This window comes from Phenylobacterium composti DSM 19425 (assembly GCF_059568645.1).
This window is the reverse complement of the sequence record NZ_JCANTT010000015.1, coordinates 207,746-234,073: the sequence shown is the minus strand read 5'-3', so window position 1 is coordinate 234,073 and position 26,328 is coordinate 207,746. Positions and strand designations below refer to the sequence as shown.

Annotated in this window: 30 protein-coding genes; 13 read left to right on the top strand and 17 right to left on the bottom strand. The window is 71.2% G+C overall.

The window, feature by feature from the left end:
- Nucleotides 1-43 precede the first annotated feature (43 nt).
- From BO64_RS11485 to BO64_RS11465, 5 genes are all read right to left on the bottom strand, one after another.
- The gene (locus BO64_RS11485; RefSeq protein ID WP_496403433.1) at nt 44-1,720 is read right to left on the bottom strand and encodes an MFS transporter; all 1,677 of its coding nucleotides are present in this window, start codon (nt 1,718-1,720) and stop codon (nt 44-46) included.
- 93 nt (nt 1,721-1,813) lie between these two features.
- Nucleotides 1,814-4,168: a PAS domain-containing protein gene (locus tag BO64_RS11480; protein WP_496403432.1), complete on the bottom strand. Its 2,355-nt coding sequence runs from the start codon at nt 4,166-4,168 to the stop codon at nt 1,814-1,816.
- Nucleotides 4,169-4,270: 102 nt separating this feature from the next.
- On the bottom strand, nt 4,271-5,458 hold the full coding sequence (locus tag BO64_RS11475) for an acyl-CoA dehydrogenase (RefSeq protein WP_496403431.1): 1,188 nt from the start codon (nt 5,456-5,458) through the stop codon (nt 4,271-4,273).
- A 97-nt stretch (nt 5,459-5,555) separates the two neighbouring features.
- Nucleotides 5,556-6,239 (bottom strand): Fe2+-dependent dioxygenase, encoded by a 684-nt coding sequence (locus tag BO64_RS11470; RefSeq protein WP_496403430.1) that lies wholly within the window; start codon nt 6,237-6,239, stop codon nt 5,556-5,558.
- Nucleotides 6,240-6,262: 23 nt separating this feature from the next.
- A complete protein-coding gene (locus BO64_RS11465) occupies nt 6,263-8,557 on the bottom strand; it encodes a TonB-dependent receptor (RefSeq protein ID WP_496403429.1) in 2,295 nt (764 codons plus the stop codon).
- Nucleotides 8,558-8,728: 171 nt separating this feature from the next.
- Here BO64_RS11465 and BO64_RS11460 point away from each other — a divergent pair, with 171 nt between their 5' ends.
- Complete coding sequence (locus tag BO64_RS11460; protein WP_496403428.1) at nt 8,729-8,914, top strand: hypothetical protein; 186 nt, start codon at nt 8,729-8,731, stop codon at nt 8,912-8,914.
- Nucleotides 8,915-8,932: 18 nt separating this feature from the next.
- Here BO64_RS11460 and cysQ read toward each other — a convergent pair whose 3' ends face one another.
- On the bottom strand, nt 8,933-9,733 hold the full coding sequence (gene cysQ / locus BO64_RS11455) for a 3'(2'),5'-bisphosphate nucleotidase CysQ (protein ID WP_496403427.1): 801 nt from the start codon (nt 9,731-9,733) through the stop codon (nt 8,933-8,935).
- An 8-nt stretch (nt 9,734-9,741) separates the two neighbouring features.
- Complete coding sequence (locus tag BO64_RS11450; RefSeq protein WP_496403426.1) at nt 9,742-9,939, bottom strand: DUF3553 domain-containing protein; 198 nt, start codon at nt 9,937-9,939, stop codon at nt 9,742-9,744.
- Nucleotides 9,940-10,002: 63 nt separating this feature from the next.
- On the opposite strand from BO64_RS11450, the gene chpT reads away from it, so the two are divergent.
- The 3 genes from chpT (at nt 10,003) to BO64_RS11435 (ending at nt 11,912) form a co-directional block, all read left to right on the top strand.
- A complete protein-coding gene (gene chpT / locus BO64_RS11445) occupies nt 10,003-10,665 on the top strand; it encodes a histidine phosphotransferase ChpT (RefSeq protein WP_496403425.1) in 663 nt (220 codons plus the stop codon).
- A gap of 69 nt (nt 10,666-10,734) precedes the next feature.
- Entirely contained in the window at nt 10,735-11,115 is a 381-nt protein-coding gene (locus BO64_RS11440) for a response regulator (protein ID WP_496403424.1), read from the top strand.
- Nucleotides 11,112-11,912, top strand: a complete 801-nt coding sequence (locus BO64_RS11435; RefSeq protein ID WP_496403423.1) for a CheR family methyltransferase — start codon at nt 11,112-11,114, stop codon at nt 11,910-11,912. The genes BO64_RS11440 and BO64_RS11435 overlap by 4 nt, the downstream gene beginning before the upstream one ends.
- A gap of 75 nt (nt 11,913-11,987) precedes the next feature.
- Here BO64_RS11435 and BO64_RS11430 read toward each other — a convergent pair whose 3' ends face one another.
- From BO64_RS11430 to nepR, 4 genes are read right to left on the bottom strand one after another with little or no spacing between them, the layout of a single operon-like run.
- Complete coding sequence (locus tag BO64_RS11430) at nt 11,988-12,125, bottom strand: entericidin A/B family lipoprotein (protein ID WP_496403422.1); 138 nt, start codon at nt 12,123-12,125, stop codon at nt 11,988-11,990.
- 40 nt (nt 12,126-12,165) lie between these two features.
- The gene (phyK, locus tag BO64_RS11425; RefSeq protein WP_496403421.1) at nt 12,166-13,959 is read right to left on the bottom strand and encodes a sensor histidine kinase PhyK; all 1,794 of its coding nucleotides are present in this window, start codon (nt 13,957-13,959) and stop codon (nt 12,166-12,168) included.
- A gap of 17 nt (nt 13,960-13,976) precedes the next feature.
- On the bottom strand, nt 13,977-14,576 hold the full coding sequence (locus BO64_RS11420) for a sigma-70 family RNA polymerase sigma factor (RefSeq protein ID WP_496403420.1): 600 nt from the start codon (nt 14,574-14,576) through the stop codon (nt 13,977-13,979).
- Nucleotides 14,576-14,824 carry an anti-sigma T factor NepR gene (gene nepR, locus BO64_RS11415; protein ID WP_496403419.1) on the bottom strand — a complete coding sequence of 83 codons (249 nt, stop codon included), beginning with the start codon at nt 14,822-14,824 and terminating at the stop codon, nt 14,576-14,578. Before nepR ends, BO64_RS11420 begins: the two co-directional genes overlap by 1 nt.
- Nucleotides 14,825-15,056: 232 nt before the next feature.
- Here nepR and phyR point away from each other — a divergent pair, with 232 nt between their 5' ends.
- On the top strand, nt 15,057-15,857 hold the full coding sequence (phyR, locus tag BO64_RS11410; RefSeq protein ID WP_496403418.1) for an anti-anti sigma factor/receiver protein PhyR: 801 nt from the start codon (nt 15,057-15,059) through the stop codon (nt 15,855-15,857).
- A gap of 84 nt (nt 15,858-15,941) precedes the next feature.
- Here the strand turns inward: phyR and BO64_RS11405 are convergent, their stop codons facing one another.
- From BO64_RS11405 to BO64_RS11390, 4 genes are all read right to left on the bottom strand, one after another.
- Nucleotides 15,942-16,256, bottom strand: coding sequence for a hypothetical protein (locus BO64_RS11405; protein WP_496403417.1), 315 nt, complete (start codon nt 16,254-16,256; stop codon nt 15,942-15,944).
- A gap of 10 nt (nt 16,257-16,266) precedes the next feature.
- Nucleotides 16,267-16,470, bottom strand: coding sequence for a hypothetical protein (locus BO64_RS11400; protein ID WP_496403416.1), 204 nt, complete (start codon nt 16,468-16,470; stop codon nt 16,267-16,269).
- Between the two features lie 335 nt (nt 16,471-16,805).
- Nucleotides 16,806-17,252 (bottom strand): OmpA family protein, encoded by a 447-nt coding sequence (locus BO64_RS11395; RefSeq protein ID WP_496403415.1) that lies wholly within the window; start codon nt 17,250-17,252, stop codon nt 16,806-16,808.
- 98 nt (nt 17,253-17,350) lie between these two features.
- Nucleotides 17,351-17,692, bottom strand: coding sequence for a YMGG-like glycine zipper-containing protein (locus tag BO64_RS11390; protein ID WP_496403414.1), 342 nt, complete (start codon nt 17,690-17,692; stop codon nt 17,351-17,353).
- 156 nt (nt 17,693-17,848) lie between these two features.
- Between BO64_RS11390 and BO64_RS11385 the strand changes: the two genes are divergently transcribed.
- The 3 genes from BO64_RS11385 to BO64_RS11375 are packed head-to-tail and all read left to right on the top strand — an operon-like array spanning nt 17,849 to nt 19,884.
- Nucleotides 17,849-18,196 carry a hypothetical protein gene (locus tag BO64_RS11385; protein ID WP_496403413.1) on the top strand — a complete coding sequence of 116 codons (348 nt, stop codon included), beginning with the start codon at nt 17,849-17,851 and terminating at the stop codon, nt 18,194-18,196.
- A gap of 9 nt (nt 18,197-18,205) precedes the next feature.
- The gene (locus BO64_RS11380) at nt 18,206-19,081 is read left to right on the top strand and encodes a diacylglycerol/lipid kinase family protein (protein ID WP_496403412.1); all 876 of its coding nucleotides are present in this window, start codon (nt 18,206-18,208) and stop codon (nt 19,079-19,081) included.
- Between the two features lie 5 nt (nt 19,082-19,086).
- A complete protein-coding gene (locus BO64_RS11375; RefSeq protein ID WP_496403411.1) occupies nt 19,087-19,884 on the top strand; it encodes a metallophosphoesterase family protein in 798 nt (265 codons plus the stop codon).
- Nucleotide 19,885: 1 nt separating this feature from the next.
- Here the strand turns inward: BO64_RS11375 and BO64_RS11370 are convergent, their stop codons facing one another.
- Both BO64_RS11370 and BO64_RS11365 read right to left on the bottom strand, forming a co-directional pair.
- Nucleotides 19,886-20,278, bottom strand: coding sequence for a hypothetical protein (locus BO64_RS11370; RefSeq protein ID WP_496403410.1), 393 nt, complete (start codon nt 20,276-20,278; stop codon nt 19,886-19,888).
- Nucleotides 20,275-20,595 (bottom strand): glycine zipper domain-containing protein, encoded by a 321-nt coding sequence (locus BO64_RS11365; RefSeq protein WP_496403409.1) that lies wholly within the window; start codon nt 20,593-20,595, stop codon nt 20,275-20,277. Before BO64_RS11365 ends, BO64_RS11370 begins: the two co-directional genes overlap by 4 nt.
- A gap of 149 nt (nt 20,596-20,744) precedes the next feature.
- On the opposite strand from BO64_RS11365, the gene BO64_RS11360 reads away from it, so the two are divergent.
- The 5 genes from BO64_RS11360 (at nt 20,745) to BO64_RS11340 (ending at nt 26,301) form a co-directional block, all read left to right on the top strand.
- Entirely contained in the window at nt 20,745-22,154 is a 1,410-nt protein-coding gene (locus BO64_RS11360) for an HWE histidine kinase domain-containing protein (RefSeq protein ID WP_496403408.1), read from the top strand.
- A gap of 240 nt (nt 22,155-22,394) precedes the next feature.
- The gene (locus tag BO64_RS11355) at nt 22,395-23,078 is read left to right on the top strand and encodes a fumarylacetoacetate hydrolase family protein (RefSeq protein ID WP_496403407.1); all 684 of its coding nucleotides are present in this window, start codon (nt 22,395-22,397) and stop codon (nt 23,076-23,078) included.
- A complete protein-coding gene (gene maiA, locus BO64_RS11350) occupies nt 23,075-23,719 on the top strand; it encodes a maleylacetoacetate isomerase (RefSeq protein ID WP_496403406.1) in 645 nt (214 codons plus the stop codon). Before BO64_RS11355 ends, maiA begins: the two co-directional genes overlap by 4 nt.
- The gene (locus BO64_RS11345) at nt 23,719-24,360 is read left to right on the top strand and encodes a carbonic anhydrase (protein ID WP_496403405.1); all 642 of its coding nucleotides are present in this window, start codon (nt 23,719-23,721) and stop codon (nt 24,358-24,360) included. The genes maiA and BO64_RS11345 overlap by 1 nt, the downstream gene beginning before the upstream one ends.
- Before the next feature lie 93 nt (nt 24,361-24,453).
- Complete coding sequence (locus BO64_RS11340) at nt 24,454-26,301, top strand: M2 family metallopeptidase (protein WP_496403404.1); 1,848 nt, start codon at nt 24,454-24,456, stop codon at nt 26,299-26,301.
- Nucleotides 26,302-26,328 lie beyond the last annotated feature (27 nt).

Below are 26,328 nucleotides of genomic sequence, written 5' to 3'. Positions count from 1 at the left end.
GCGGGGAGGCCCCTCTGTTCTGGGCCTTGGCCCTGGGCGGTCGTCAGAAGTCGAGCGGCCGGCCCCGGGTCTCGCGCATGAAGAAGAAGCAGGTCAGCACCGAGATGGCGGTGAAGACCACCGGGAACCACAGGCCCGAATAGATGTCGCCCACGGCGGTGACGATGGCGAAGGCGCTGAAGGGCACGAAGCCGCCCACCCAGCCGGTGCCGATGTGGTACGGCAGCGAGAGGGCGGTGTAGCGCACGCGGGTGGGGAACATCTCCACCAGGGCCGCGGCCATGGGGCCGTAGAGAGCGGTGGCGGCGACGGTGAAGACCAGCAGCACGCCGAAGGCGCCCCACAGGTTCATGCGTTCGGGATCGGCCTTTTCGGGATAGCCGGCCTGGGCCAGGCCCTGCTTGATGCGGGCTTCGACGCTGGCCTTCACGGCCTTGGCGGCCTCGGGCGGCAGGCCCGTGGCGCTGGCCGAGACGATGGTGGCCATGCCCACCCGGACCATGGCCGGCTGGCCGGGGGCGCCGGCCTCGTTGCGGTAGGAGACGCCGGCGTTGGCCAGGACGCCCTTGGCGATGTCGCACGAGGAGCTGAACTGGGCCTTGCCCACCGGGTCGAACTGCAGGGAGCACTCGGCCGGATCGGCGATCACCACCACCGGGGTCGAGGCGGTGGCCTCGGCGAGGGCGGGGTTGAGGGTCCGGGTCAGCATCTGGAAGCCCGGGAAATAGGCCACCAGCATCAGGGTCATGCCGCCCAGCATCACCGCCTTGCGGCCGACCCGGTCGGACAGCCAGCCGAAGAAGACGTAGCCGACGGCGCTCACCGCCGTGGCCGACAGCATCAGCAGGGTGATGGCCTCGGGCGGGGCCTTGAGGAACCGCTCCATGTAGGTCTGGACGTAGAAGAAGGCCGTGTACCAGACCGCCCCCTGCGCCGACATGATGGCGAACAGGGCCAGGAGCACGAGCTTGAGGTTGCCCCACTGGCCGAAGGCCTCCCTGTAGGGCGCCTTGGACTGCTGGCCCTCGGCCTTGAGCCGGGCGAACTCGGGGCTTTCCGAGAGCTTGAGCCGCATCCAGACCGAGATGGCCAGGAGGCCGGCGGAGAACAGGAACGGGATGCGCCAGCCCCAGGCGTCGAAGGCCTCGGCGCCGACGAACTCGCCCAGCACCAGGCGGGTGGCGAGGATCACCATCAGGGCCCCGAAGAGGCCGAGGGCGGCGGAGGTCTGGACCCAGCTGGTCGCCCAGCCGCGCCGGTCGGCCGGGGCGTGCTCGGCCACATAGATCGCCGCCCCGCCATATTCGCCGCCGAGGGCGAAGCCCTGGACGATGCGCATCAGGATCAGGAGGATCGGCCCCACCAGCCCGGCCTGTTCATAGGAAGGCAGGAGGCCGATGCAGAAGGTCGCCCCGCCCATGAGGAGCACGGTGGCGAGGAAGGCGCCCTTGCGGCCGGCCCGGTCGCCGATGCGGCCGAAGACCAGGGCGCCCAGGGGCCGGAACAGGAAGCCGGCGCCGAACAGGGCCAGGGCCGCCGCCAGGCCCGCCGTCTCGGGCAGGCCGGTGAAGAAGGTCTTGGAGATCACCCCGGCCAGGCTGCCGAAGACGAAGAAGTCGTACCATTCGAAGGCGGTGCCGGCTGAGGAGGCCGCCACGACGGTCTTCAGCGAGGTTTCCTTCGCCGGCGCGCCGGCGCCGTCAGCGGTGATCTCCGCCATCCCGACTTCTCCCCCTATGTGTTTCGCCTGCTCTAACACCGCTTTGCAAAGCGGGGAAAGGCGGCGCGCTGCGATGGCCGGGCCGCGCCGGCGTCAGGCCACCACGGGTTCGGCCTGCGGCTCGCCCTCCGCCGGCGCGCTGAGGCGGGCGATCTCGGCGAGCAGGGCGGCCGGCGATATGGGCTTGCCCACCACCCCGTCCATGCCGGCGTCGAGATAGGCCTGGCGCTGGTGCGAGAGGACGTTGGCGGTGAGGGCGACGATGGGGGTGGCGGCCACCGCCCCGCCCAGGCCGCGGATGCGCCGGGCCGCCTCCAGGCCGTCGATGCCCGGCATCTGCACGTCCATCAGGATCAGGTCGAAGCCGCCCCGGGCCGCCGCCTCGACGCCGAGGTAGCCGTCGGCCGCGGTCTCCACCGAAGCGCCGAGGTTTTCCAGCAGCTTGGTGGCGATGAGGCGGTTGGTGGCGTTGTCCTCCACCACCAGCACCCGCACGCCCTCCAGCACCGCCTGCGGCCCGGCCTCCACGGCCGCCTGGGGCTCGGCCGGCTCGGCGGCCACCTCCAGCCAGAAGGTGGAGCCCTGGCCCTCGACGGAGGTGAACCCCACCTGGCCGTCCATCATCTCGGCGAGCCGCTTGGTGATGGCCAGGCCCAGCCCCGAGCCGCCGAACTTGCGGGTGGTGGAGGCGTCGGCCTGGTTGAAGCGCTGGAAGAGGCGGGCCTGGGCCGCCTCGGGGATGCCGACGCCGGTGTCCTCCACCTCGAAGCGCAGGACGCCCGGGTCGGCCATGCGGCAGCGGACCTTCACATGGCCGCGCTCGGTGAACTTCACGGCGTTGCCGAGGAGGTTGAACAGGGCCTGGCGCAGGCGGACCGGATCGGAGCGCACCCAGCCGAGGCCGGGGCAGGTGTCGACGATGAGCTGCAGGCCCTTGGCCTCGGCCTGGGGCTTGAGGAGCCGGGCGACGCCCTCGACCAGGGCCGGCGCGTCCACCGGCTCGCAGGCCAGCTCCAGCCGCCCGGCCTCGATCTTCGAGAAGTCGATGACGTCGTTGAGCAGCTCGGCCAGCATCTGGCCGCAGGACAGGGCCTCGTCCAGCAAGGCCCGGCCCTCGTCGGAAAGCTGCTCGTTCTTCAGCAGGTGCAGCACGCCCATGACGCCATTGAGGGGCGTGCGGATCTCGTGGCTCATGTTGGCCAGGAAGGCGGCCTTGGCCTCGCCGGCGGCCTCGGCGGCGCGCTGCGCCTCCTTCAGGGCCAGCTCCTGGCGCTTGCCCTCGTCGCAGTCCTGGATCAGGCCCACGGCCTTCAGCCAGCGGCCGTTGCGGGCGACCTGCAGGTGGTGGTGCATCCGCACCCAGCGCTCGGCGCCGTCCGGACGGACGATGCGGGCCTCGAAGCTTTCGCCCGATTTCTTGTCGCCCCGGTGCAGGGCCCGGAAGGAGGCGCGCACATGGGGCAGGTCGTCGGGGTGGAAGCCGGGATAGCTGAGCTGGACCGCCTCCTCGTAGCTGGAGCCGCGGCGGCCGGTGATGCGCTCGAACTCGGGGGAGGCCCAGAAGGTGCGGGCCACATGGTCGATCTCATAGGCCCCGGCCTGGGCAGCCTTGAGGGCCATCTCCAGGCGGCGGGCGGCGGCCTGGACCTCGCGCCGGGCCTTGCGGGCCTGCTGCTCGCCGTGGCGCGCGGCGTCGCGGGCGGCGGCGAGCTCGGTGATGTTCTCGGAGATGCCCTTCAGGGCGTGGACGCCGCCGGGCCGGGGCTCGGTGGTGACGGTGGCGCGCACCACCATCCAGTGGTCCCGGGCCCAGATGCGGTGCTCGAGCTGGACCGGCGTCCCTTCGCTGGCGGCCCGGGCGAGGGCGTCCATGACCCGGCGGCGGTCGCGGGGATGGATCACGGTCCGGAACCGGTCGGGGGTGTCGACCTCGGACGTCTCGAAGCCGGTCATCTCGAGGATTTCGTCCGACCACCAGATGCGGCCCGTGGCGGGCTCGTAGCTCCAGATGCCGATGCCGGCCGAGGCGCCCAGCATCTTGCGGGTGCGCCGGGCGTCGTCGAGCTCGTGGCGGTGGGCGCGCTGCTCGGTGGCGTCGCGCATGATGACGATGTGGGCGCCGTCGGCCATCATCTGGCGGCGGGCGGCCATCCAGCGGAACGAGCCGTCCTTCAGCCGCAGGCGGGCCTCGGATTCATAGACCATGCCGACCCTGGACTGGGCGAGGCGGGCGGCGATGGGCGCCAGGTCGTCGGGATGGAAGAGGTCGCGGGCCAGGCGGCCGATCAGCTCTTCCTCCGTCCAGCCGGTGAAGTCGAGCCAGGCGGGGTTCACCAGGCGGATGCGATGGTCGGGGCCGACCACATGCATGAGGTCGCAGCTGTTTTCGAACAGCCACGTGACCAGTTCAGCCCTCTCGGCGGCGCCTGTCGCGCTCTTCCGGGCCATAGGTCTCCCCCAGCGAAGCGGGCCACGCTTACACTCAGGGGGTAAACGCAATGTTGTGGAGGGCCGCCCGATCCCGCCTGCGGGGGATCGGGCGGCTCCGGGTCAGAACGCGCTTTCGCCGGTGATGGCGCGGCCCAGGATCAGGGCGTGGACGTCGTGGGCGCCTTCGTAGGTGTTCACGGTCTCGAGGTTCGAGGCGTGGCGCATCACGTGATACTCGCCCGAGATGCCGTTGCCGCCGTGGATGTCCCGGGCGATGCGGGCGATCTCCAGGGCCTTGCCGCAGTTGTTGCGCTTCAGCATCGAGATCGCCTCGGGCACCCAGGCGCCTTCGTCGATCAGCCGGCCCAGGGCCAGGGCGCCCTCGAAGCCGAGGGCGATCTCGGTGGACATGTCGGCGAGCTTCTTCTGCACCAGCTGGCGCGAGGCCAGGGTGCGGCCGAACAGGCTGCGGCTGGCCACATAGTCGCGGCTGGCGTGGAAGCAGAACTCGGCCGCGCCCATGGCGCCCCAGGCGATGCCGTAGCGGGCCTTGTTGAGGCACGAGAACGGCCCGCGCAGACCCTCGACGCCCGGCAGCATCATGTCCTCGGGCACGAACACGTCCGAGAGGGCGATCTCGCCGGTGATGGAGGCGCGCAGGGAGAGCTTGTTCTGGATCTTGGGCGTCTCGAAGCCCTCGGCGCCGCGCTCCACCAGGAAGCCGCGGATCTTGCCGTCGAGCTTGGCCCACACCAGGGCGACGTCGCTGATCGGCGCATTGGTGATCCACATCTTGGCGCCGTTGAGGACGTAGCCGCCGTCCACCTTCCTGGCGACGGTGCGCATGGAGGCCGGGTCGGAGCCGCCGTCGGGCTCGGTGAGGCCGAAGCAGCCGACGATCTTGCCGGCGGCCATGCCGGGCAGGAACTTGCGCTTCTGCTCCTCGGAGCCGAAGGCGTAGATCGGGTACATGACCAGCGAGGACTGCACGCTCATGGCCGAGCGGTAGCCGGAATCGATGGCCTCGATCTCGCGGGCGATCAGGCCATAGGCCACGTGGTTGACCCCGGCGCAGCCATATTCCTCGGGCAGCGTCGGGCCGAGGAAGCCGAGCTCGCCCATCTCGGTCATGATCTCGCGGTCGAAGCGCTCTTCGGCATAGGCCGAGACCACCCGGGGCAGCAGCTTCTCGCGGGCGTACTGGCGGGCGGCCTCCCAGACCATCCGCTCCTCTTCCGAGAGGCGCGAGGTCAGGTCGAGCGGATCGTCCCAGCGATAGGTCTTCTGCGGTGCGCTATCGAGGGCCATGGGCGATCTCCTTGCTTGGCGCGGGGCGGCATACCGGGTTTTCGGTCATCCGTGTAGGCGTCTTTGTGTTACGCCCCCGCAACCTGGGAGACGCAGCTCAGGTCTCGGCCCACATCCGCAACAGGTTGTGATAGCTGCCGGTGAGGGAAATCACCTCGGGGGCGTCGGCGCCGATCCTGGCGGACAGCTGCTGGATGGCGACGTCCATGTTGAACAGCAGCTCGCGGCGGGCGTCCTCGCGCACCAGGCTCTGAATCCAGAAGAAGCTCGACACCCGCGCGCCCCGGGTCACGGGCGTCACCCGATGCAGGCTGGAGGCGGGATAGAGGATCATGTCCCCGGCCGGCAGCTTCACCTCGTGGGTCCCGAAGGTGTCCTCCACGATGAGCTCGCCGCCATCGTAGGCCTCGGGCTCGGTGAGGAACAGGGTGGCCGACAGGTCGCTGCGGATGCGCACCGCCCCGTCGCGGCTCTGGCGGATGGAATTGTCCACGTGCAGGCCGAAGGATTCCCCGCCCGCATAGCGGTTGAACAGCGGCGGGAAGACGATCTGCGGCAGGGCGGCGGCCACGAACAGGGGGCATTTCGACAGGGCGTCGAGGATGGCCTCGCCGGCCTTCACCGCGGCGGGCGAGCCCTCGGGCAGCTGGGCGTTGCGCTTGGCCAGGGCGGCCTGGGCGCCCGAGGTCTCGTTGCCGTCCACCCAGGGGGCGGCGTCGATCAGGGCCCGCAGCTCGGCCACCTGGGCCTTGGTCAACACCTCGGGGATATGGAGCATCATGGCCGCGTCGCCCCGGTTCGCCGTCAGTAGCGGACGTTGAGGGTGAGGATCGCCTGGCGCCCCGGGCCGTAGTCGGCGTGATGCACCCCGTTGGTCCGCGCGATGTAGGCCTTGTCACCCACGTTCTGGACGTTGAGCTGCAGGTCCACCGTGTCGTTGATCCGGTAGGCGGCGAAGGCGTCGAAGCGCCAGTAGGCGGGGGCGTAGACGAGGTTGGTCCCGCCGCCGGCGCCGCCCTGGTTGCCGCCGAAGCTCTTCGAGACATGGTAGGCGCCGCCGCCGAAGCTGAAGGCGTCGGTCAGCTGGTAGGTGGTGAACAGGCTGAGGCTGTGCTTGGGCGTGTTGGCCAGCGGGTCGCCCACATTGGCGCTGTTGTAGGCGCCGCGGACCAGCTCGCTGTCCTGGTAGGTGTAGCCGCCGAACAGATGCCAGCGGGGGGTGAGGGCGCCGGTGACGCCGATCTCCACGCCCTTGACCTGGGCCTCGCCCGCCTGGGCGTAGACGCCGTCGGCGATCTGGATCTGGGCGTTCTTGCGCTTCAGGTCGAAATAGGCTGCCGAGACGGTGAGGCGCTCGTCGAACAGGGCCGCCTTGGCGCCGATCTCGAAGCTGGTGACGTCCTCGGGATCGAGGAGGACGTTGGCGAGGTTGCCGCTGCCCACGCCCGAGCCGGTGTTCTGGTCGCCGGCGGCGATGGTCGGGGGCGTCGAGCTGGTCCCGTAGGAGACATAGACGCTGGAGCCGGCCGTGGGCTTGTAGACGAGGCCAGCCTGGTAGTTGGTGAAGTCCCAGTCGCCCAAACGGGCGGTGTAGGCGGCCCCGGTCTGGACGCCCGCGGCGCTGGTGATGGCCACGTCGGTCCCGTCGACGGAATAGCTGTCGTGGCGGACGCCCAGGTTCAGCAGCCACTTGTCGCCGATGGAGATGGTGTCGAAGGCGTAGACGCCCACCGTCTTGGTGAGGTTGCGCGAGGCCTCGGGCCGGTTGATGACGCCGGTCCAGGGATCATCGGGGTTGGGGGCGAACACCAGGGTGCAGTCCCCGACGCCCGCCGCCGTCACGGTGTTGGTGAAGCCGGCCGGGCAGGGCGAGCCCGCCGCGGTGTAGATCATGTAGGCGGCGTTCTTGTTGCGCTCGCGCGAGAGCTCCAGGCCCAGGTCGTAGCTGTGGCTGACGAGGCCGGCGCCGAACTTGCCGTAGACGTCGGTGACGTTGGCGATGGTGGTGGTGGGGTTCCAGCGCGACTTGGTGCCGCGCTTCATCCAGTACTCGCCGCCGATCAGCTGGGCCGCGCCGCCGTCGCCGGGGTTGGTGACCACATAGTCGTTGAGGGTTCTGGAGGCCCGGAAGACGTTACGGATCTTGAAGGCCTCGGAGACGTCGTGTTCGGCGATGAAGGTCGCGATGTCGGCTTCCGTCTTCTGGAAGTCGCGGGCCTTCAGGCCGTAGTAGCTGCCGCGCGGCACGGGCAGGACGCCGCTGTCGGTGCGGGCCAGGCCCGGGGTCTTGGTGAACAGCGGCACGCCGTAGTCGGGCAGCTCGTCGCTGCGCAGGTGGTAGTAGAGGAGGGTGGCGCGGGTCTCGGTCCCGATGCCCGTGGCGACGCCCGCCAGCACGCCGTACCGCTCGCCGCCGCCGGCGTCGCGGCCGGGCGCCTTGGTGTCCTGGCCCATGACGTTCAGGCGCACGGCGGTGGTGTCGCCCAGCTGATAGTTGGCGTCGATGGCGCCGCGGTAGAAGTCGGCCGTCCCGACCCGGGCCTGGCCGTTGACGAAGCTGTCGAGGCGCGGCCGCTTGGAGGTCAGGTTGATGCTGCCGCCGCCCGAGCCGCGGCCGGAATAGGCGCTGTCGGCGCCCTTGATGACCTCGACCTGCTCGAGGGCGAAGATCTCCCGGGTCTGGCCGCCGCTGTCACGGACGCCGTCGACGAAGACGTTGTTGCCCGAGGACTGGCCGCGGATGAACGGCCGGTCGGCCAGGGGCTGGCCGCCTTCGCCGGCGCCGAAGGTGATGCCGGGCGAGGTGCGCAGGATGTCCGCCAGCGAGGTGGCGGCCGTCTGCTCGATGATCTCCCGGGGGATGACGGTGACGCTGCGCGGGGTGTCCACCAGGGGGGCGGTGAACTTGGGCGATTCCGGCTCCCGCGTCCGGACGGCGGTGACGTCGAGCCCGCTCACCGTCGGCGCGGCCGAGGCGTCGGCGGCCTCGGCCGCGACATCGGCCGCCTGGGCGGCGGCGCCCATCGACAGGCCCGCGACCCCGCCTGCGGCGAACGCCAGCGCCCGCTTCTTGCGCGCGACAACCCCCAAACGCGACATGTGACCTCTCCCTCGGATCGAGATTTGAAAATGCGAGGCGTTCTTAAGTCAGCCTCTGCCGCAGCGCAATGAGAATGATTCTCAAAAAGGTGCTGCGGCCTGTGGTCGCTGGGGGGCAACCATGCCGTCGGACGGGGGTTTACGCTGCAGACCCCAGCCGGATTCCCGCCCATGACCGACGTCGCCGCCGCGTTCCGCCCCTTCCTTTGGCTGGCCGCGTTCGCCTTTCTCGTGGGCTTCGTGAGCTACCTGGCCCTCGGCCGCCCGTCCGTGGCGGCGCCGGCGGACGGCCTGCGCGCGCCTGCGAGCGTCTCGGCGCCGGTCTCGGACGAGTGGAACGTCCCAAAGCGGATCTGACGCCCTGAGCCTCGCAGCCTAGCCGCCGCGGGCGACGAACCAGCCGTTGCGGAAGCCCTTGTCCGCCTTGCCGTAGACGAAGGGCTCGCCCTCGGGCGTCTCCAGCCGCCCGCCCGCCGCGGCGATCAGGGCATGGCCGGCGGCGATGTCCCACTCCATGGTCGGGCCGTGGCGAGGATAGATGTCGGCGGCGCCCTCGGCGATCCGGCACAGCTTGATGGAGGAGTCCATCGCCTCGGTGCGGACGAAGCCGTAGCGATCCTTCAGGTTCTGGACCTGCTCGTCGGTGGCCGTGTGGCTGATGAGGCCCAGGGCCGTGGCCGGGTCCCAGGGGCGCACATGGACGGGGCGGGGCGCACCGCCGTTCACCCGCTTCCAGGCGGTGACGCCCTCAGGCCCGGCCTTGGTGAACCAGGTCTCGTCGGTGGGCGGGGCGGTGACCGCGCCCGCCACGGGCCGCCCGTCAGCGATCAGGGCGATGTTGACGGTGAAGTTGGGATCCCCGCGCACGAAGGCCTTGGTGCCGTCCAGGGGGTCGACGAGGAAGAACACCGGGCCGATGGCGTCGGGCGTCCCGAACTCGCTGGAGTCCTCTTCCGAGACCACCGGCACGCCGGGGAAGGCGGCGGCCAGGCGTTCCAGGATCAGGGTCTCGCCCCGCCGGTCCGCCTCGGTCACCGGGCTCTCGTCGGCCTTGGCGTGGACGGTCAGGCCCGAGCGCCAGAGCGGCAGGATCAGGGCGGCGGCCGCCTCGCAGATGTCGGCGAGGGTCTCGCCCACGTCGAGGCTCTGGAGCCCCTGGATGTCGGAAAGCTTCACGCCGGTCCTCAACTGCCTCGCGGATCCTCGCCGACGTATTCCAGCCGGACGACGGCGGAATCGATCGTCTGCTTGCCCGCGTTCTCGAAATTCACGGTGACCATGCGACCGGCGACGGATTGCACCTGGCCCAGCCCCCAATCGTCCTGCGTCGGGTGCCGCACGAGGACGCCGGGTTCCAGGAAGGGATCCGAGAACCGCTCCATGGCGGCTCTATAGGGAGGCCAGGGCGTTTTCCAAAGGCTCAAATCACGCCAAGGTCCGCCGCCATGACCGATCAGCCCGAGCTGCCCACCGGCCAGGCCGTGCGCCCCGCCGAACTCGCCGCCTATCTGGCGGCGCGGATGTGCCATGACTTCATCAGCCCGGCGAGCGCCATCGTCTCGGGCCTCGACCTCCTGGAGGACCCGTCCGCCCAGGACATGAAGGACGAGGCCATGGGGCTGATCCAGACCTCGGCCCGCAAGCTGTCGGACCTCCTGGCCTTCACCCGGGTGGCCTTCGGCGCCTCGGCCTCGGCCGAAACCTTCGACGCCCGCGACCTGGAGCGGCTGGCCCGGGGCGTGTTCAACCACATGCGCGCCGAGCTGGAGTGGACGGTGGAGACGCCGGCGGTGAACAAGCCGTGCGCCCGCACGATCCTGAACCTCGCCCAGATGGCGGGGGCGGCCCTGCCCACCGGCGGCACGGCCCGGGTGCGGGCGGTGCAGGAAGGGGCCCAGGCAGCCCTGGCGGTGGACGCCATCGGCCCCCGCGCCCGGCTGCGGCCCGAGGTGCTCCGCGGCCTGCAGGGCCAGGCGCTGGAGGAGGGCCTGCACGGCCACTGGGTCCAGGCCTATTACGTCCACCTGCTGGTGGGCGACGCCGGCGGCCGGGTGTTCGCCGATGTCAACGAGGAGCGGATCGTCTTCGCCGCGACCCTGCCGGCGTAAGGGGTGCGTCCAACGGGGCGTTAACCCTCTTGGGCGACAAGTCGCCGCCTAAGGGGGCGACGTAGAACCTTGAAGACCTGCCTCGTGGTCGACGACAGCCGCGTGATCCGCAAGGTTTCGCGCCGGATTCTGGAGGGCCTCGGCTTTGACGTCGCCGAGGCCGCGGACGGCGTCGAGGCCATGGCCTGGTGCCACGCCGCCATGCCCGACGTGATCCTGCTCGACTGGCGGATGCCGGTGATGGACGGGCTGGAGTTCGTGCGCCGCCTGCGGGCCGAGCCCGGCGGCGACCGGCCGCGGGTGGTGTTCTGCTCGGTGGAGAACGACCTCGCCCGCATCCGCGAGGCCCTGGACGCCGGAGCCGACGAATATGTGATGAAGCCCTTCGACGGCGAGATCCTGGCCGGCAAGCTTGCCTATGTGGGCCTGGCCCCGAGGCTGGCGGCGTGATCGGGCCGGCCGACCGCGAACTTGTGGCGGCGCTATGCGCGAGCCGGGCGGGCCTGCGGGTCGATCCGGACAAGGCCTATCTGATCGAGAGCCGGCTTACGCCCGTGGCCCGGCGCGAGAGCTTCGACTCGCTGGAGGCGTTCCTGGAGGCCGTCCGCCGGCGCGGCGAGGAGCGGCTGATCTGGGCGATGGTCGAGGCCATGGCCCCGCCGGAGACCGCCTTCTTCCGCGATCCGCAGGTGTTCGAGACCCTGGCCCGGGACGTTCTGCCCGACCTGGCCGCCCGCACCGCGGGGCCGGTGCGGGTGTGGAGCGCCGCCTGCGGGGCCGGGCAGGAGATCTATTCCCTGGCCATGCTCGTGGCCGAGACGCCGACGCTGGCCGGCCGCGTGGAGCTGTTCGCCTCGGACCTGTCCGAACGCAGCCTGGAGAAGGCCAAGGCCGGCCTCTATTCGCAGTTCGAGGTGCAGCGCGGCCTGCCCGCCCGCAAGCTGGTGACCCACTTCGAACGGGAGGGGGACTCCTTCCGCCTCTCGCCGCGCATCCGCCAGATGGTGCGCTGGCGGCGGGTGAACCTGCTGGACGACCTTTCGGCCCTGGGCCGCTTCGAGCTGGTGCTGTGCCGCAACGTGCTGAGCGGCCTGACCGGCGAGGGCCGCGAGCGGGTGCTGGAGGGGCTGACCGGCGTCCTCGCCCCCGGCGGCTGGCTGGTGCTGGGTCTCAGCGATCCGGGCGAGGCGTGGCTGGACCCTGTGGCCGCTGCGGCGGGGGTCTTCGCCGCGCCCCGGGCGGCCTGAGCCTTGGGAGAGTTCCAATGAGAAAAGCCCCGCCGGGGACGGCGGGGCCTTCCGATCGTGTCGCGGAGTGCGACCTTAGTTCTTGGCGTCCTCGGCGGTCTGGGTGACGGCCTCGCCGGCGGCCTGGACGTCGCGGCCGGCGCCGGAGACGGTGTTGCAGGCGGCGACCGCCATGCTGGCGGCCAGGGCCGCCAGGATCAGAACCTTACGCATTGGGATCTCCCGGGGTGTTTGTCTCGCGACGCCGGAACGGCTACGCCGCAGCCTGGTTCCCCGAAGCGCCGCCCTGGCTCCCCTGACCTGACGTCTGCCCGGCGCCCTGGCCGCCCGGGCCGTGGGGGGCATGGCCGCCATCGGCGCCGGGGGCGCCGTCGGCCGCTGGGGTCGGAAAGATCAGGCGAGCGGTGACCCCGCCCCGGGCGTTGCGGGCAAGTTCCGCCCGTCCGCGCAGCTGGCGGGCGAAGGCCGTCATCAGGGTGCGCCCGACGCCCGAGGCCTGGAGATCCTCGTCCGCCACCGAGCCGTCGTCGGAGATGGCCAGCTCGGCCTCGTCGCCGCGGACGGTGAAGTCCACGGTCAGCACTCCGCCGCGGCCGGCGAAGGCGTGCTTCTGGGCGTTGGTGATGGCCTCCACGGCGAACAGGGCCAGCGGGGCCAGCCGGTCGGGGTCGATGACCAGGGGATCGACCGACAGTTCGGTGCGCACCGCCGGGCCGTGGATCAGCTCGCCGGCCACCAGCTGGGCGGTGAGCTCCTCAAGGAACGGGCGCAGGTCCACCCGCTTCAGGTCCGGCCCCTGGTAGAGGGCGCGGTAGATGAGGGCGAGGGCGGTGATCCGCTGGCGGGTGTCGCTCATGGCCGAGCGGGCGGCTGGGTCGGACAGGGCCCGCTGTTGCATGTTCAGCAGGCTGGAAATGACCTGCAGGTTGTTCTTCACCCGGTGATGGATTTCGCGCATGAGCGCGTCCTTCTGGGCGAGGCTGTCGCGCAGGGAGGCGTCGCGACCGACGATGGCGTCGGCCATGTCCTCCATGGTCTCGGCGAGGTCGCGGATCTCGGGCGGCATCTGCTCGGCCTGGACCGGGCGCACGCTGAGCCGACCCCGGGCGTAGAGGGCGGCGATGCGCTGCAGGTAAGCGATCCAGCGGACCACCACGCGCTCGGTCACCACCGACACCGCCGCCAGGGCGAGGGCGAAGGTCAGAAGCGGGAAGAGGACGCCGGTGAGCGGATTGAGCCAGGCCCAGGACAGGATGCCCGGCGACTTGGCCGACAGCACCACATAGACCTCTTCCCCGACCACCGGGGCGGCGGAATAGACCCGCCGCCGCTTCTCGGCGTCGCGGCCGTACCAGACGAGGGAGCCCTCGGCCGCCACTTTGGCCCGCCAGTCCTGGGGCAGGGGCGGGAAGGCCGTGGGGCTGGTCATGCTGATGTACTGGCCCGTCTTCTCCACCAGCCCGACCTCGGCGCCGGCCGGCAGCGACGGGTCGGTGACGGCGGGCTGCAGGCTGGAGAGGGCGATGACCGCCACGAAGGCGCCGTCGAAGCGCCCGTCGGCGGTGACGGCCCGGGCCGCCGTCAGCACGGCGGGCTCGCGGGCGTAGATGGAGCCCGGATCGCGGGTGATGGCGAGGCTGTCGCCGGACGCCAGCCGCTGGAACCAGGGGCGGGCGGCCCGGGCGTTGTCGGCCGGGACGTCGCCCGCGGCGCAGACCACGCGGCCCTGCCGGTCGAAGCGGATCAGGTTGAGGTAGCCGGGTATGCGGCTCTTCACCTGGGCCAGGCGCTGGGCGCACTGGAAGCCCACCGCCCCGGGGGCGAGGGTCTGAAGCAGGATGTCGGCGCTCTCCATGCGCGCCCGGGCCGTGGCCGCCGAGCGCTCGGCGGCGAAGCCGAGGTTCTCGCGCAGCACGCGGCCCTCGCGCTGGAAGCCGATGACCGACTGCAGCACGCCGAGCATCAGCACCGGCAGCAGGGCTGTCGCCAGCGCGGCGATCAGCCGGACGCGGATGGTGCTCAGCGAGGCTGAGGTCAGGCGTAGCATCGGCGGCCCGTCCGTCCTTATCGGACGGTGCTTAGCCGCTCCGCATCCGCCAGAATAGAGCGCATGGCGTCGCCGGCCGAAGCGCCGTCCCGGTCATACGCGCCCTCGTCGAGGATGGCGTGGAGCGCGCGACGGGCGCGGCTGACGCGGCTCTTCACCGTGCCGACGGCGCAGCCGCAGATTTCGGCCGCCTCCTCGTAGGCGAAGCCGCCGGCTCCCACCAAGATCAGGGCTTCGCGCTGCTCGGGCGGCAGCATGGCCAGGCCCTGCCGCAGCTCGTCCAGGGCGACGGGCGCCTCGGGATCGTCCACGGCCACCAGGGTCCGCTCGGCGGCCTCCTGGTCGAGCTGGCTCTGGCGCCAGGAGCGGCGCTTTTCGGAATAGAACTGGTTGCGCAGGATCATGAAGGTCCAGGCCTTCATGTTGGTGCCCATCTGGAAGCTCGCCCGGGCGTCCCACGCCTTCATCATGGCGTCCTGCGCCAGATCGTCGGCCGCCGCCGGATCGCCGCACAGGGTGCGGGCGAAGGCGCGCAGGTGAGGAATCAGCTGGACCAGTTCACGCTTGAACGCGTTGTCGTCCGCCTCGGTGCGGGGGATATTCGAAGCCGCGCCCATCAGTCGTTCCCCGCGCCACGTTCGTCGGCCTTGCGCAGGATTTCGAGGAATTCCTCTGGAACCTGCTCGTTGACGACCTCATCGAACATCTGGCGCAGGCGCACGCCGATCGCCTGCTGACGCAGGCGGGCTTCGTCCAGGGCCGCGGACGGCCGGGTTCGTTCCGGTGACGGACGCTGTTCTATCATGTCGTCGGCGTTCCGCTCACGCGGTGGCCGCCCCCTCGCTGGTTCCTTGTCGCCGTCCAACGTCTCAACTCACCTTTAGGTTCCCGGGCCAGGTTCCCGGCCGGAGCGCGGGGTGTAACGCGGGGTATAGGGGGCGCCCGCACAAGATGCGGAAAACCGGCCATCAAGGGAACCGGTTCCCAAGGCCGGCGTTTTCGCATCATCATCCGGCCAAGGTCGGGGCGCGGCGTCAGGGGCGCAGCCCCCGCTGATGGCTGTCGCTATCGATCCGTTGAAAACGGGAGGGGTCAATTTGAGTCTTCTAGCCCGACTGGCGCCGCATCTTCCTTACGTGCGCCGCTACGCCCGCGCGCTCACGGGCGACCAGTCCACCGGCGATCATTATGTGCGGGTCGCTCTTGAGGCCCTGGCGGCCGGTGAACGGGTGCTCGAAGCCGACATGACCCCGCGCGTGGCGCTCTATCACGTGTTCCACGCCATCTGGTGCACCTCGGGCGCGCAGCTCGAGGCGCCGGAGGAGGAGGACGCCTCGGCCGACGACACCACCCGCCGGCTGATGCGGATCGCCCCGCGCTCGCGCCAGGCCTTCCTGCTCACCGCCCTGGAGGGCTTCACGCCCTCGGAGGCGGCCCAGATCCTCGACGCGGACTTCAGCGAGGTGGAGCGGCTGATCGCCGAGGCTCAGGCCGAGATCGACGCCGAGCTGGCCACCGACGTGCTGATCATCGAGGACGAGCCGGTGATCGCCGCCGACATCGAGGCCCTGGTGAAGGAGCTTGGCCACACGGTGGTGGACATCGCCGCCACCCGCACCGAGGCGGTGGACGCCGTCGCCCGCAAGACCCCCGGGCTGGTGCTGGCCGACATCCAGCTCGCCGATGGCAGCTCTGGCATCGATGCGGTGAAGGACATTCTGCAGCGGTTCGACGTGCCGGTGATCTTCATCACCGCCTTCCCCGAGAGGCTGCTCACCGGCGAGCGGCCCGAGCCCACCTTCCTGATCACCAAGCCGTTCCAGCCGGAGACGGTGAAGGCGGCCATCGGCCAGGCCCTGTTCTTCCATCCCCGCAAGACGAACCGCCAGGCCGCCTGACGAAGCTCTGACGGCCCAGACGAAGAGAGGGCGCCGCTCCGGCCCGGAGCGGCGCCCTTTTTTCATGTCCGCGTCCGGTCGCGGCTATTGCGGCGTGGAGGGGTTCGGGCGCGGGCCGCCGGCGGGGGCCAGGTTGTCGGGGGCGTCGTTGCCCTGGACCGCCGAGTTGATGGGGGCGGGCTCGGGGGCGTTGAACACGGCGGCGCGGTCTGACGGGCCGTCGTTGACGTTGGCGCGGTTGAGCCCGTCGCTCTGGGACAGATAGGCGATGACGAAGCCCAGGATCACCAGCAGCAGGCCGAAGCCCAGCACCAGGAGAACATGGCGGCCCGAGCGGCCCTGCCGGACCCGGGTGGCGCCGATGGCCGGCCTGGAAGTCTCGCGCGTGGAAAGCGCCATGGAGGTCTCCTCACTGATACGGAAAATAGCTGAAGGGCCCGGTGGCCGGGCCTTCGGGGACGCCGCCGGCGGTGAGCAGCCCGATCGCCGCGCTGACCAGGGCCAGCGCCGCCATGCCGGCCAGCGCCATCCAGCGCCGGCGGGCGGACTGCTGGCGCGCGTTCGGGCTCCGGACGAGCCGGACGCCCCGGTGGTCGGCGAAGGAGCTGCGCATGGCCGGAGCCTTTCGTCCGACCCAGAAACGCGCAGGTCCGAAGCCCTGTTCCGCCCATGCGGCTCAGCTTGGCCAAACAACTGATCCTGCGAGGGTTTCCGCCTCGCGCCGGGGGGCTGGGCCGCGGGCGGGGAAAATGTCGGAAAAAAGTCGGAACGGCCCGGAACGCTTGGCGCGGTCCTGTGTTTATCATCATGCGGAGGCGGCGACGCCCCCCCCGACTTGAGACTGGCGAGCATGCCAGTCTGCCGTCTCCGCACCCCTTTTCTCGATGATGCACACTCGGGCGGACCTCACGGTCCGCCCTCTTTCTTTACGCCGCCGGGGAAGGCGGTTCAGCGCTTCATGTGCAGGGTGACGTCGGCCCGGCGGCGGAGCGGCGCCGTGCGGCCATCGGCGGTCACTGCGCCCTCCTGGCCCGCCGCCGACACCCGGAATTCGGCGGCCGGCAGCTGGGCGGAGACCAGGGCGGCGGTCACCGACTGGGCCCGCCGCTTGGAAAGCTCGAGATTCGCCGCCGCATTGCCGGTGGCGTCGGACAGGCCCACCACGCTCACCCGCTCGACGATGCAGCCGCGGGACTGGCCGGCGGCGGCGGCGATGACGCTGCGGCCCTCGGGGGTGACCTCGGCCTGGTCCGGCTCGAAATAGATATGGACCGTCTGGTCCTCGCAGCGCGGCGGCGCCTTCACCCAGCGATCGCGGGCGTCGCGCACCGTCTGGCAGCCCGCCAGCGCCACAGCGACGCCGGCCATGATCAGCAGCCCGGCCTTGGTCTTCATCGGCCCCTCCTTTTGGGATCCTTCAAATCGGCCACATGGAAAAGGGCGGCCGGATGCCCCGACCGCCCTCGCCATCCATTGTCTGGCGGATCAGCCCGTCAGCGGGGCGCGCCGTTCTCCCAGTAATACCGGCCCGTGCCGGGATCGTAGTAGTAATACCGGCCAGCACGCTCGTCGTAGTACTGGCGACGATTGGGCGACGAGGCCCCGCAGCCGCCATCTTCACGGCAACCCTTGACCGCGCCGGCCACCGCGCCGACGCCGGCGCCGACGGCGGCGCCCGTGCCGACGCCCACGTCCCCCGACACCGCGCCGATGGCCGCGCCCGTGAGGGCGCCGATGGCGGCGCCGCCGATGGCGTTGCCTTCCGTATTGCCGGTGGTGGTGCAGGCTGCAGCCAGCAGGCCGGCGCCCGCGAGGGCGATAATAGGCTTGAGCATTCCTAGGCTCTCCTTCCGTGTCCCCCTAGACCGTCCAAACGCATCCTAAGCTTCACAGTTCCGCGCGCCGCAAGCGGAACCAAGGGGGTGTCGCCCCGTTGCATCGCCGAACGCCGGGGCGCCTTCGGGAGCCTCCGGGGACGAGGCCAAGGAGGCTTGATCGTGGTTGCACGCTCCATCGACGATGACCGCGTCCGCCGGGACGCGGACGACCGGGCCGACCTGCGCGAGGCCTATGAACTGGGCCGCCAGGACGCCCGCGCCGCCCGCCGGCGCCATCCGGTGCTGATGACCCTGCTGGTGATCGCCGCCCTGATCGGCGTGGCGCTGGTGGCGCTCGCCGTCGTGAACGGTTCGTTCGGCGGCGCCGGGCAGGTGGTGGACCAGAACCTCTCCACGGCGGCGGAACGGGCCGAGCCGGTGGTGCGCGGCGCGGCGGGCGACGCCAGCCGCGCTCTCGACCGGGCGACGGACGGCGATCCCGCCACCCGGCCCGCGGGCTGATCCGACGACATGGGGGCGCTCGACAAGATCCGGCGGGTCGAGGTGGTGGCCAATGTCGCCTCGGGCAGCGTGGGCGCGGACGCGCCCGAGGAGATCGCCAAGATCTTCGCCGACTTCGGGGTGAGCGCGAACGTCTGCGCGCCCGAAACCCAGGACCTCACCGACTGCCTGCGACGGGCCGTGGACGCCGGACCCGACCTGCTGGTGGTGCTGGCCGGCGACGGCACCGCCCGGGCGGCGGCCGAACTCTGCGGGCCGGACGGTCCGCTGCTGGCCCCGCTGCCGGGCGGGACCATGAACATGCTGCCGCATGCGGTCTTCGGCGTGCGCTCATGGCAGGACGCCCTGACGGTCGCCCTGGCGGAGGGCGAGGTCCGCGCCATCGGTGGCGGAGAGGTGGAGGGACACCGGTTCATGGTGGCCGCCATCCTGGGCTCGCCCGCCCTCTGGGCCCCGGCCCGGGAGGCCGCCCGCTTCGGACGGCGCAAGCTCGCCTGGATCCGCGCCCGGCGCGCCCTGCGGCAGGCGTTCAGCGGTCGGCTCCGCTACAGCCTGGACGGCGCCGCCCGGGAGAAGGCCGAGGCCCTGGTGTTCATGTGCCCCAGCACCTCGCGGGCCCTCACCGACGAGGAGCAGGTTCTGGAGGCGGCGGTGCTGGACGTCACCGGCGTGGCCGACGTGGTGCGCCTGGGGGTCAACGCCCTGGTCCGCGACTGGCGCGATGACCCCTCGGTGGAGAGCCGCCGGTGCCGGCTGGCCAAGGTGTGGTCGACGCAAGGCGTCCCGGCGGTGCTCGACGGCGAGTCGGTGCGGCTGAAGCCGGCCACCGAGATCCGCTACACGCCCAGGGTGGCCCGGGTGCTGGCGATCCCCAAGGATGTCTGAGGGCCGTGACCATCCGTCTGGCCCACCTCTCGGACATCCATTTCGGCGGTGAGAACGAGGCTGCGGCCGCGGCCGCCGCCGAGTGGCTGGAGCGCGAGGCCTTCGACCTGGTGGTGATCTCCGGGGACCTCACCCGCTTTGGCGAGACGGCCGAGTTCCGCAAGGCCCGGGCCTGGCTCGACGCCCTGCCCGAGCGGCGGCTGGTCACCCCTGGCAATCATGACGCCCCGTACCTGGCCTGGGGCGAGCGCATCTTCGCCCCGTTCCGCCGGTTCGAGCGCTGGATCGGCCCTGCGCCCGTCCAGACCTTTTCGGGCGGCGGCTTTGCGGTGCGCGGGGTGAACACCGCCCGGGGCGCGCAGCCCAGGCTCAACTGGTCCAAGGGCCAGATCTCGGTCCGGCAGGCCCAGGCTGCGGCCGACTGGTTCGACACCCAGCCCCCCGAGGACGTGCGCATCGTGGTGGTCCATCATCCGCTGATCGAGATGATCGGCGGGCCCATGACCGCCCGCGTCTGGGGCGGGCGGCAGGCGGCGGAGCTGTTCGCCCGGGCGCGGGTGGACCTGGTGCTCTCGGGCCATATCCACGCGCCCTTTACCTGGCCCTATCCCTACGGCGACGGGCGCACCTATGCGGTGGGGGCGGGCACCCTGTCGGTGCGCGAGCGGGGCGTCCCCCCCGGCTTCAACATCGTGGAGGTCCGGGAGGACTGCTTCCGGGTGATCGCCCAGGCCTGGACCGGCTCGCGCTACGAGCCCTACCGCACCTGGTCGCTGGACCGGCGGGCGCGGCGGGGCGACTAGGCTATTTGGCCTCGGGCTTGCCCGCGGCGTTGCCGGCCAGGAAGGCGCTGATGATGGCCGTGAGCACGCTGGGATTGCGCACCAGCACGGCCACCACGGCGGCCGCGGCCCCGGCGGCCACCAGCGGCCGGGCCTTGGCCAGTTCGATCAGCCGCTCCACGAGGCCGGTCTCGTCCGCGGGCTCGGGCGGCGGGACCTTGCGGGTGACGAAGGCGGCCACCCCGGCGGCCACGGCGGCGAAGGCCACGGCGACCACGGCCGCCGCTCCCGCCGGCCCCAGCCAGACCCGGGCCACCGCATACAGCGCGAAGGCGGCGGCCACGATGCACACCAGCACCGCGGCGATCACCGTGGCCCCGGCGACGGCCAGGGCGAACAGGCGACGCAGGTTCAACGGCGCGAGCCGGCCTGGGCCAGCAGCAGGCCGATGGCCACGCCCACGCCGAGGGCGAGGCCCGTCGCCGCGAGCGGGCGGGCGCGGACCTGTTCGCTGACGTACTCGCCGGCCTCCTCGATCTGCACCCCGGCGGCGTCGGCGGCCACCCGGGTCTGGGCGCGGAGCTGCTCCAGGCCCTGCTGGACGGCGACCTCGATCTGCCGGGCGGCCTCGGTGAGCATCCGCTGGGCCTCGGCGGCGAGGCGCGCGCTCTCGCGGGCGACGGCGTCGTTGGCGGCGGTTTCGTCGGGCGTGAGCTCGTTGGCCTTGGCCATGGGGGGAACCTCCTGCGGGCGCTCCGGAGAGCTTGAGTGTCGCCGCCAAGATAGGCCGCCCGCGCCGCGACGCAAAGGCAGGCCGACTTGCTGTGCATAGGGCCGCGAAACCGTTCGCGCGTCCGCGAACCTGTGCCTATGCTTTGCGCATGACGCGCCCCGAGGCTCCGCCCCCGGACAGACGACGCCTGGACCTCGCGCTGCAGGCCGCGGGCCTGGGCGAATTTGAATTGGACCTCGTCCGGGACGTGTTCATCGTCAGCGAGCGCATGGGGGTCATCCTCGGCCTGGAGCCGGGCGAGTGGCCGGCCCAGGGCGGCAGCGTGATGGACGCCTTCGTCCATCCCGACGACGTGCCGGGCCTGGCGGCCCAGCGGGCCACGGACCTTGCGTCGCGCGACCGCTTCGAGGTGGAGTTCCGGCACATCCGTCCCGACGACGGGCGGGTGCGGTGCATCCGCTCGGCCGGGATCATCACCCGCGGGCCGGACGGCCGGGCGCGCACCGTCACCGGCATCGTCCAGGACGTCACCGCCCGCCGCCTGGAGGAGGACCAGCGCAACGAGCTGATGAGCGAGCTGGACCACCGGGTGAAGAACGTGCTGGCCACCGTCCAGTCCCTGGCGGTGCAGACGGCCCGGGGGACCACCTCCCTGCAGGCCTTTCTCGCCAATTTCAGCGGCCGGCTGAAGGCTTTGGCCTCGGCCAACGAGCTGCTGACCGCCGCCCGCTGGCGCGGGGCCGCCGTGGAGCACCTGGCGACCGCCGTGCTCAAGGCCATTGCGCCGGCCCAGACGCGGCTCGAGGGGCCGGAGGTGTTCCTGACCCCGCGGGCGGCCAACGCCCTGTCCCTGGCCCTGCACGAGCTGGCGGCCAATGCGGTGAAGTTCGGGGCCCTCTCCACCGAAGCCGGCCAGGTGGACGTGCGCTGGCGGCTCACCTCGGACGGCGGCTTCGAACTCACCTGGATCGAAAGCGGCGGGCCCAGCGTCGCCCCGCCGACCCGCCACGGATTTGGCTCGACCCTGCTGGAGCAGGTCACCGGCCGGGAGCTGAACGGCGAGGCCAGTATTGAATTCCCCCCGGCGGGGGTGCGGGTGCGCCTGCGCGCCGGCCCACAGGCCATAGCGCCGCGTCCCGACACCCTGCCCGACGCGCCGGCCCGGGTGGTGGAGACGGTGGCCGCCTCGGCGGGGCCCGCCAGCCTGAAGGGGGCGAGGGTGCTGATCGTGGAGGACGCCGTGCTGCTGGCGCTGGAGCTGGAGACCGGGCTCTCCGAAGCAGGCGCCGAGGTGCTCGGCCCGGCCTACGAGCTGGAAGAGGCCATGGCCCTGCTGAACCGGCCCATCGACGCGGCGGTGCTGGACGCCAATCTCAACGGCAGGTCGGCGATCCCGGTGGCCGAAGCCCTGGCCCGGCGCGGCATCCCCTTCGTCTTCGCCACCGGCTATGCCGAATCCGGCGGCCCGCCCGGCGGGTTCGACGCCCCGGTGATCCGCAAGCCCTATGATGTGACCGAGGTGGCCGCCGCCGTGGCCGGGCTTCTCGCGGCTTCCTGACGCGCGGCAGTCGGGCCCTGAGACAAGGCGTCGCCTCGGCGCGGTCGAGGCCATGTCCTAGTCATCCCCCACGGAGGCCCGCGGCCATGTCGCGGGGGCCGGTCCGGCGGCCGACGGATATCGCCCGGATCATGCGACCCCACTCCAGGACGAGGTCTGCGGCCCAGTCGCGGACCTCGTCCCAGGCCGCTTCCCCTGCGTGGGGTTCACTTCGGCGTGGCGGAGGCCTAAAGCCGAGGCATGGCCGACTTCGTGTTTCCTCCCGCTTCTATCCCCGCTGTCCCGGTCGAAGGGGAGGCCGCGGCCTTTCCCGTGCGCCGGATCTTCTGCGTGGGCCAGAACTACGCCGCCCACCGCCGCGAAATGGGCGGGGACGACCGCAAGCCGCCCTTCTTCTTCACCAAGCCGGCCGACGCCGTGGTCCCGCCCGGGCGCGATCCGGCCTATCCGCCGCGCACCGCCAACCTGCACCACGAGATCGAGCTGGTGGTGGCCATTGGCCGGGGCGGCGCAGACGTGGCCCCCGAGGCGGCCCTGGACCTGGTGTTCGGCTACGCCGTGGGCGTCGACCTGACCCGCCGCGACCTGCAGGCCGAGGCCAAGGAAGGCGGTCGCCCCTGGGACGCCGCCAAGGGCTTCGACGCCAGCGCCCCGATCTCGGCCATCCGCCGCTGGACCGGCGCGCCGCCGCAGGGCCGCATCGCCCTGTCGGTGAACGGCCAGGTCCGGCAGGACGGCCTGGTGGCGGACATGATCTGGAACGTCGCCGAGATCGTCGCCGAGGCCTCCAAGCTGTGGACCCTGGCGCCCGGCGACCTGATCTTCACCGGCACCCCCGAGGGCGTCGGGCCGCTGGTCCCCGGCGACCGGGTCGAGGGCGAGGTCGACGGCGTCGGCGCCCTGGCCTTCACGGTGACCGGATGAGCCTGACCCTGCACAGCTACTGGCGGGCCACCGCGCCCTACCGGGTGCGGATCGGCCTGAACCTGAAGGGCCTGCCCTTCGATTATGCGCCCGTGAATCTCCTCAAGGCCGAGCAGAACGCCGAGGGCTACAAGGGGCTCAACCGCCAGGGGCTGGTGCCGGCCCTGGAGACCGGCGAGGGCCAGGTGCTGACCCAGAGCCTGGCCATCCTGGAGTGGCTGGAGGAGACCCATCCCGAGCCGCCGCTGCTGCCGGGCTCGGCCTTCGACCGGGCGCGCGTCCGGGCCATGGCCGCCATCGTGGCCTGCGACATCCACCCGCTGAACAACCTGCGCATCCAGCAGCAGCTGTCGGCCCTGGGCGTGGACGACGCCGGGCGCGCCGCCTGGACCCAGCGCTGGATCAACGACGGCTTCCGCGCCCTGGAGCCCCTGGTGGCCGAGTACGGCCGCGGCTTCGCCTATGGGGAGACACCGACCCTGGCGGACTGCCTGCTGATCCCGCAGGTCTATTCGGCCGAGCGCTATGCGGTGGACCTGGCCCCCTATCCGGCGATCCGGGCCGTGGCCGAGCACGCCGCCGGCCACCCCGCCTTCGCCGCCGCCCATCCCGACAACCAGCCCGACGCGGTCAAAGCCTGATGCTGAGCGACCTGCTTGCCAACAACCGCCGCTGGGCCGAGCGCAAGATCTCGGCGGACCCCAGCTTCTTCAAGCGCCTGGTGGGTCAGCAGGCGCCCGAATATCTGTGGATCGGCTGCTCCGACAGCCGGGTGCCGGCCAACGAGATCGTCGACCTCGATCCGGGCGAGCTGTTCGTTCACCGCAATGTGGCCAACCTGGCCCCGCCGCAGGACGCCAACTACCTGAGCGTGCTGCAGTTCTCGGTGGACGTGCTGAAGGTCAAGCACATCCTGGTGGTGGGCCACTACGGCTGCGGCGGCGTGGCGGCGGCGGTGGACGGCAAGCGCCGGGGCCTCATCGATCACTGGCTGCACCCGATCCGCGAGGTGCATCACGACCACCGCCACGAGCTGGAGGCCCTGCCGGACGACCGCGCCCGCTGGGACCGGCTGGTGGAGCTGAACGTGATCCGCCAGGTGCGCAACGTGGCCTCGGACGTGTTCGTCCAGGACGCCTGGGCCCGGGGCCAGGAGCTGAACGTCCACGGCTGGGTCTATTCCATCGCCAACGGCCTGGTGACGGACCTGAACGTGACCGTCTCCAGCACCGAGCAGGCCACGGCCCTGGACCGCTTCCGGAGCATACCGCCGAGCGAGTAGGGCGGACCGCTCAACTTGACGGCGCGGGCGCGGGCGGCTTGTCTCGCCTCAAACGGCGAAGACGCCGATGCAGAAACGCTCAGGATACCGTCAATGAAATCCATGCTGATGGCCGCCGCAGCGGCGGCCGCGCTCGCGGCCGTGGACCCCTCGGCCGCCCAGGGGCCAGCCCAGGGGCCGGCTCAGGGTCCGGCTCCCGCGCCAACCGCCGCCCGGCCCACCGCCGCCCAGGCCAAGGCCTTCGTCGAGGAGGCCGAGGCCCAGCTCGAGAAGGCCAACGCCTTCGCCGCCCGGGCCGCCTGGGTCCGCGCCAACTTCATCACCGCCGACACCCAGTGGCTCGAGGCCAAGGCCAGCGCCGAGCAGAACGAGCTCGCCACGCGCCTGGCCAAGGAAGCCGCCCGCTTCGACGGGGTGGAGGTGGACCCGGTCACCGCCCGCAAGCTGAAGCTGCTCAAGCTCTACATCGTCTCGCCGGCCCCGGACCGGCCGGGCGCGGCCGACGAACTGGCCAGCCTGCTGACCAAGCTCGACAGCATCTATTCGACCGGCAAGTTCGCCTACAAGGGCAAGCAGATCACCCTCAACGACGCCGAGGACGTGCTGCGTGAAAGCCGCGATCCGGCCGAGCTGAAGGCGGTCTGGGAGGGCTGGCACTCCATCGCCCCGCAGATGAAGGCCGACTACGCCCAGTTCGCCAAGCTCTCCAACGAAGGGGCGGCGAGCCTGGGCTACAAGGACACCGGCGCCCTGTGGCGGTCCAACTACGACATGGATCCCGACGCCTTCGCCGCCGAGACCGACCGTCTGTGGAAGCAGGTGGAGCCGTTCTACCGGAACCTGCACTGCTATGTGCGCGCCCGGCTCAACGAGCGCTATGGCGACGCCGTGCAGCCGCGCACCGGCCCGATCCGCGCCGACCTCCTGGGCAATATGTGGGCCCAGCAGTGGGGCAACATCTATGACGTCGTCCAGCCCAAGGGCGTGACCTCCAGCTACGACCTCAACAAGCTGCTGGTGGACAACGGCTACGACCCGGTGAAGATGGTGAAGACCGGCGAGGCCTTCTATTCGTCCCTGGGCTTTTCGCCGCTGCCGCAGACCTTCTGGGAGCGCTCGCTGATCACCCGGCCGCGGGACCGGGAAGTCGTCTGTCACGCCTCGGCCTGGGACATCGACGACAAGGACGACATCCGCATCAAGATGTGCACCAAGGTGAACGCGGAGGACTTCCAGACCGTCCACCACGAACTGGGGCACAACTATTACCAGCGGGCCTACAAGGATCAGCCGGTGCTGTTCCGGGGCGCGGCCAACGACGGCTTCCACGAGGCCATCGGCGATTTCGCCGCCCTGTCGGCCTCGACGCCGACCTACCTCCAGCAGATCGGCCTGCTGGACAAGGTTCCGGGCGAGCAGGAGGACATTCCCTTCCTGCTGAAGATGGCCCTGGACAAGATCGCCTTCCTGCCGTTCGGCCTGCTGGTCGACCGCTGGCGCTGGCAGGTGTTCGCCGGCGAGACCACGCCCGACGCCTACAATTCCGACTGGTGGAAGCTGCGGCTCAAGTACCAGGGCCTGATGCCGCCGGGCGAGCGTCCGGCCGACGCCTTCGATCCGGGCGCCAAGTACCACGTGCCGGGGAACACGCCGTACACCCGCTACTTCCTGGCCCACATCTACCAGTTCCAGTTCCACCGGGCCGCCTGCAAGCAGGCCGGCTGGAAGGGCCCGCTGCACCGTTGCTCGGTCTATGGGCAGGAGGAAATGGGCAAGAAGTTCAACGCCATGATGGAGCTCGGCCAGTCACAGCCCTGGCCGCAGACCCTGGCGGTGTTCACCGGCGAGACGCGCACCGACGCCAGCGCCGTGGCCGACTACTTCAAGCCCCTGAACGCCTGGCTGACCCAGCAGAACAAGGGCGAACGCTGCGGGTGGTGACCTAACCCGGCGGGCAGGCGGGGCCGC

Bases quoted from the DNA above. Each gene is read 5' to 3' on its own strand.
- BO64_RS11485 (WP_496403433.1), bottom strand. From the start codon at position 1,720: ATGGCGGAGATCACCGCTGACGGCGCCGGCGCGCCGGCGAAGGAAACC.
- BO64_RS11480 (WP_496403432.1), bottom strand. From the start codon at position 4,168: ATGGCCCGGAAGAGCGCGACAGGCGCCGCCGAGAGGGCTGAACTGGTC.
- BO64_RS11475 (WP_496403431.1), bottom strand. From the start codon at position 5,458: ATGGCCCTCGATAGCGCACCGCAGAAGACCTATCGCTGGGACGATCCG.
- BO64_RS11470 (WP_496403430.1), bottom strand. From the start codon at position 6,239: ATGATGCTCCATATCCCCGAGGTGTTGACCAAGGCCCAGGTGGCCGAG.
- BO64_RS11465 (WP_496403429.1), bottom strand. From the start codon at position 8,557: ATGTCGCGTTTGGGGGTTGTCGCGCGCAAGAAGCGGGCGCTGGCGTTC.
- BO64_RS11460 (WP_496403428.1), top strand. From the start codon at position 8,729: ATGACCGACGTCGCCGCCGCGTTCCGCCCCTTCCTTTGGCTGGCCGCG.
- BO64_RS11450 (WP_496403426.1), bottom strand. From the start codon at position 9,939: ATGGAGCGGTTCTCGGATCCCTTCCTGGAACCCGGCGTCCTCGTGCGG.
- chpT (WP_496403425.1), top strand. From the start codon at position 10,003: ATGACCGATCAGCCCGAGCTGCCCACCGGCCAGGCCGTGCGCCCCGCC.
- BO64_RS11430 (WP_496403422.1), bottom strand. From the start codon at position 12,125: ATGCGTAAGGTTCTGATCCTGGCGGCCCTGGCCGCCAGCATGGCGGTC.
- phyK (WP_496403421.1), bottom strand. From the start codon at position 13,959: ATGCTACGCCTGACCTCAGCCTCGCTGAGCACCATCCGCGTCCGGCTG.
- BO64_RS11420 (WP_496403420.1), bottom strand. From the start codon at position 14,576: ATGGGCGCGGCTTCGAATATCCCCCGCACCGAGGCGGACGACAACGCG.
- BO64_RS11405 (WP_496403417.1), bottom strand. From the start codon at position 16,256: ATGGCGCTTTCCACGCGCGAGACTTCCAGGCCGGCCATCGGCGCCACC.
- BO64_RS11400 (WP_496403416.1), bottom strand. From the start codon at position 16,470: ATGCGCAGCTCCTTCGCCGACCACCGGGGCGTCCGGCTCGTCCGGAGC.
- BO64_RS11395 (WP_496403415.1), bottom strand. From the start codon at position 17,252: ATGAAGACCAAGGCCGGGCTGCTGATCATGGCCGGCGTCGCTGTGGCG.
- BO64_RS11390 (WP_496403414.1), bottom strand. From the start codon at position 17,692: ATGCTCAAGCCTATTATCGCCCTCGCGGGCGCCGGCCTGCTGGCTGCA.
- BO64_RS11380 (WP_496403412.1), top strand. From the start codon at position 18,206: ATGGGGGCGCTCGACAAGATCCGGCGGGTCGAGGTGGTGGCCAATGTC.
- BO64_RS11365 (WP_496403409.1), bottom strand. From the start codon at position 20,595: ATGGCCAAGGCCAACGAGCTCACGCCCGACGAAACCGCCGCCAACGAC.
- BO64_RS11360 (WP_496403408.1), top strand. From the start codon at position 20,745: ATGACGCGCCCCGAGGCTCCGCCCCCGGACAGACGACGCCTGGACCTC.
- BO64_RS11355 (WP_496403407.1), top strand. From the start codon at position 22,395: ATGGCCGACTTCGTGTTTCCTCCCGCTTCTATCCCCGCTGTCCCGGTC.
- maiA (WP_496403406.1), top strand. From the start codon at position 23,075: ATGAGCCTGACCCTGCACAGCTACTGGCGGGCCACCGCGCCCTACCGG.
- BO64_RS11345 (WP_496403405.1), top strand. From the start codon at position 23,719: ATGCTGAGCGACCTGCTTGCCAACAACCGCCGCTGGGCCGAGCGCAAG.
- BO64_RS11340 (WP_496403404.1), top strand. From the start codon at position 24,454: ATGAAATCCATGCTGATGGCCGCCGCAGCGGCGGCCGCGCTCGCGGCC.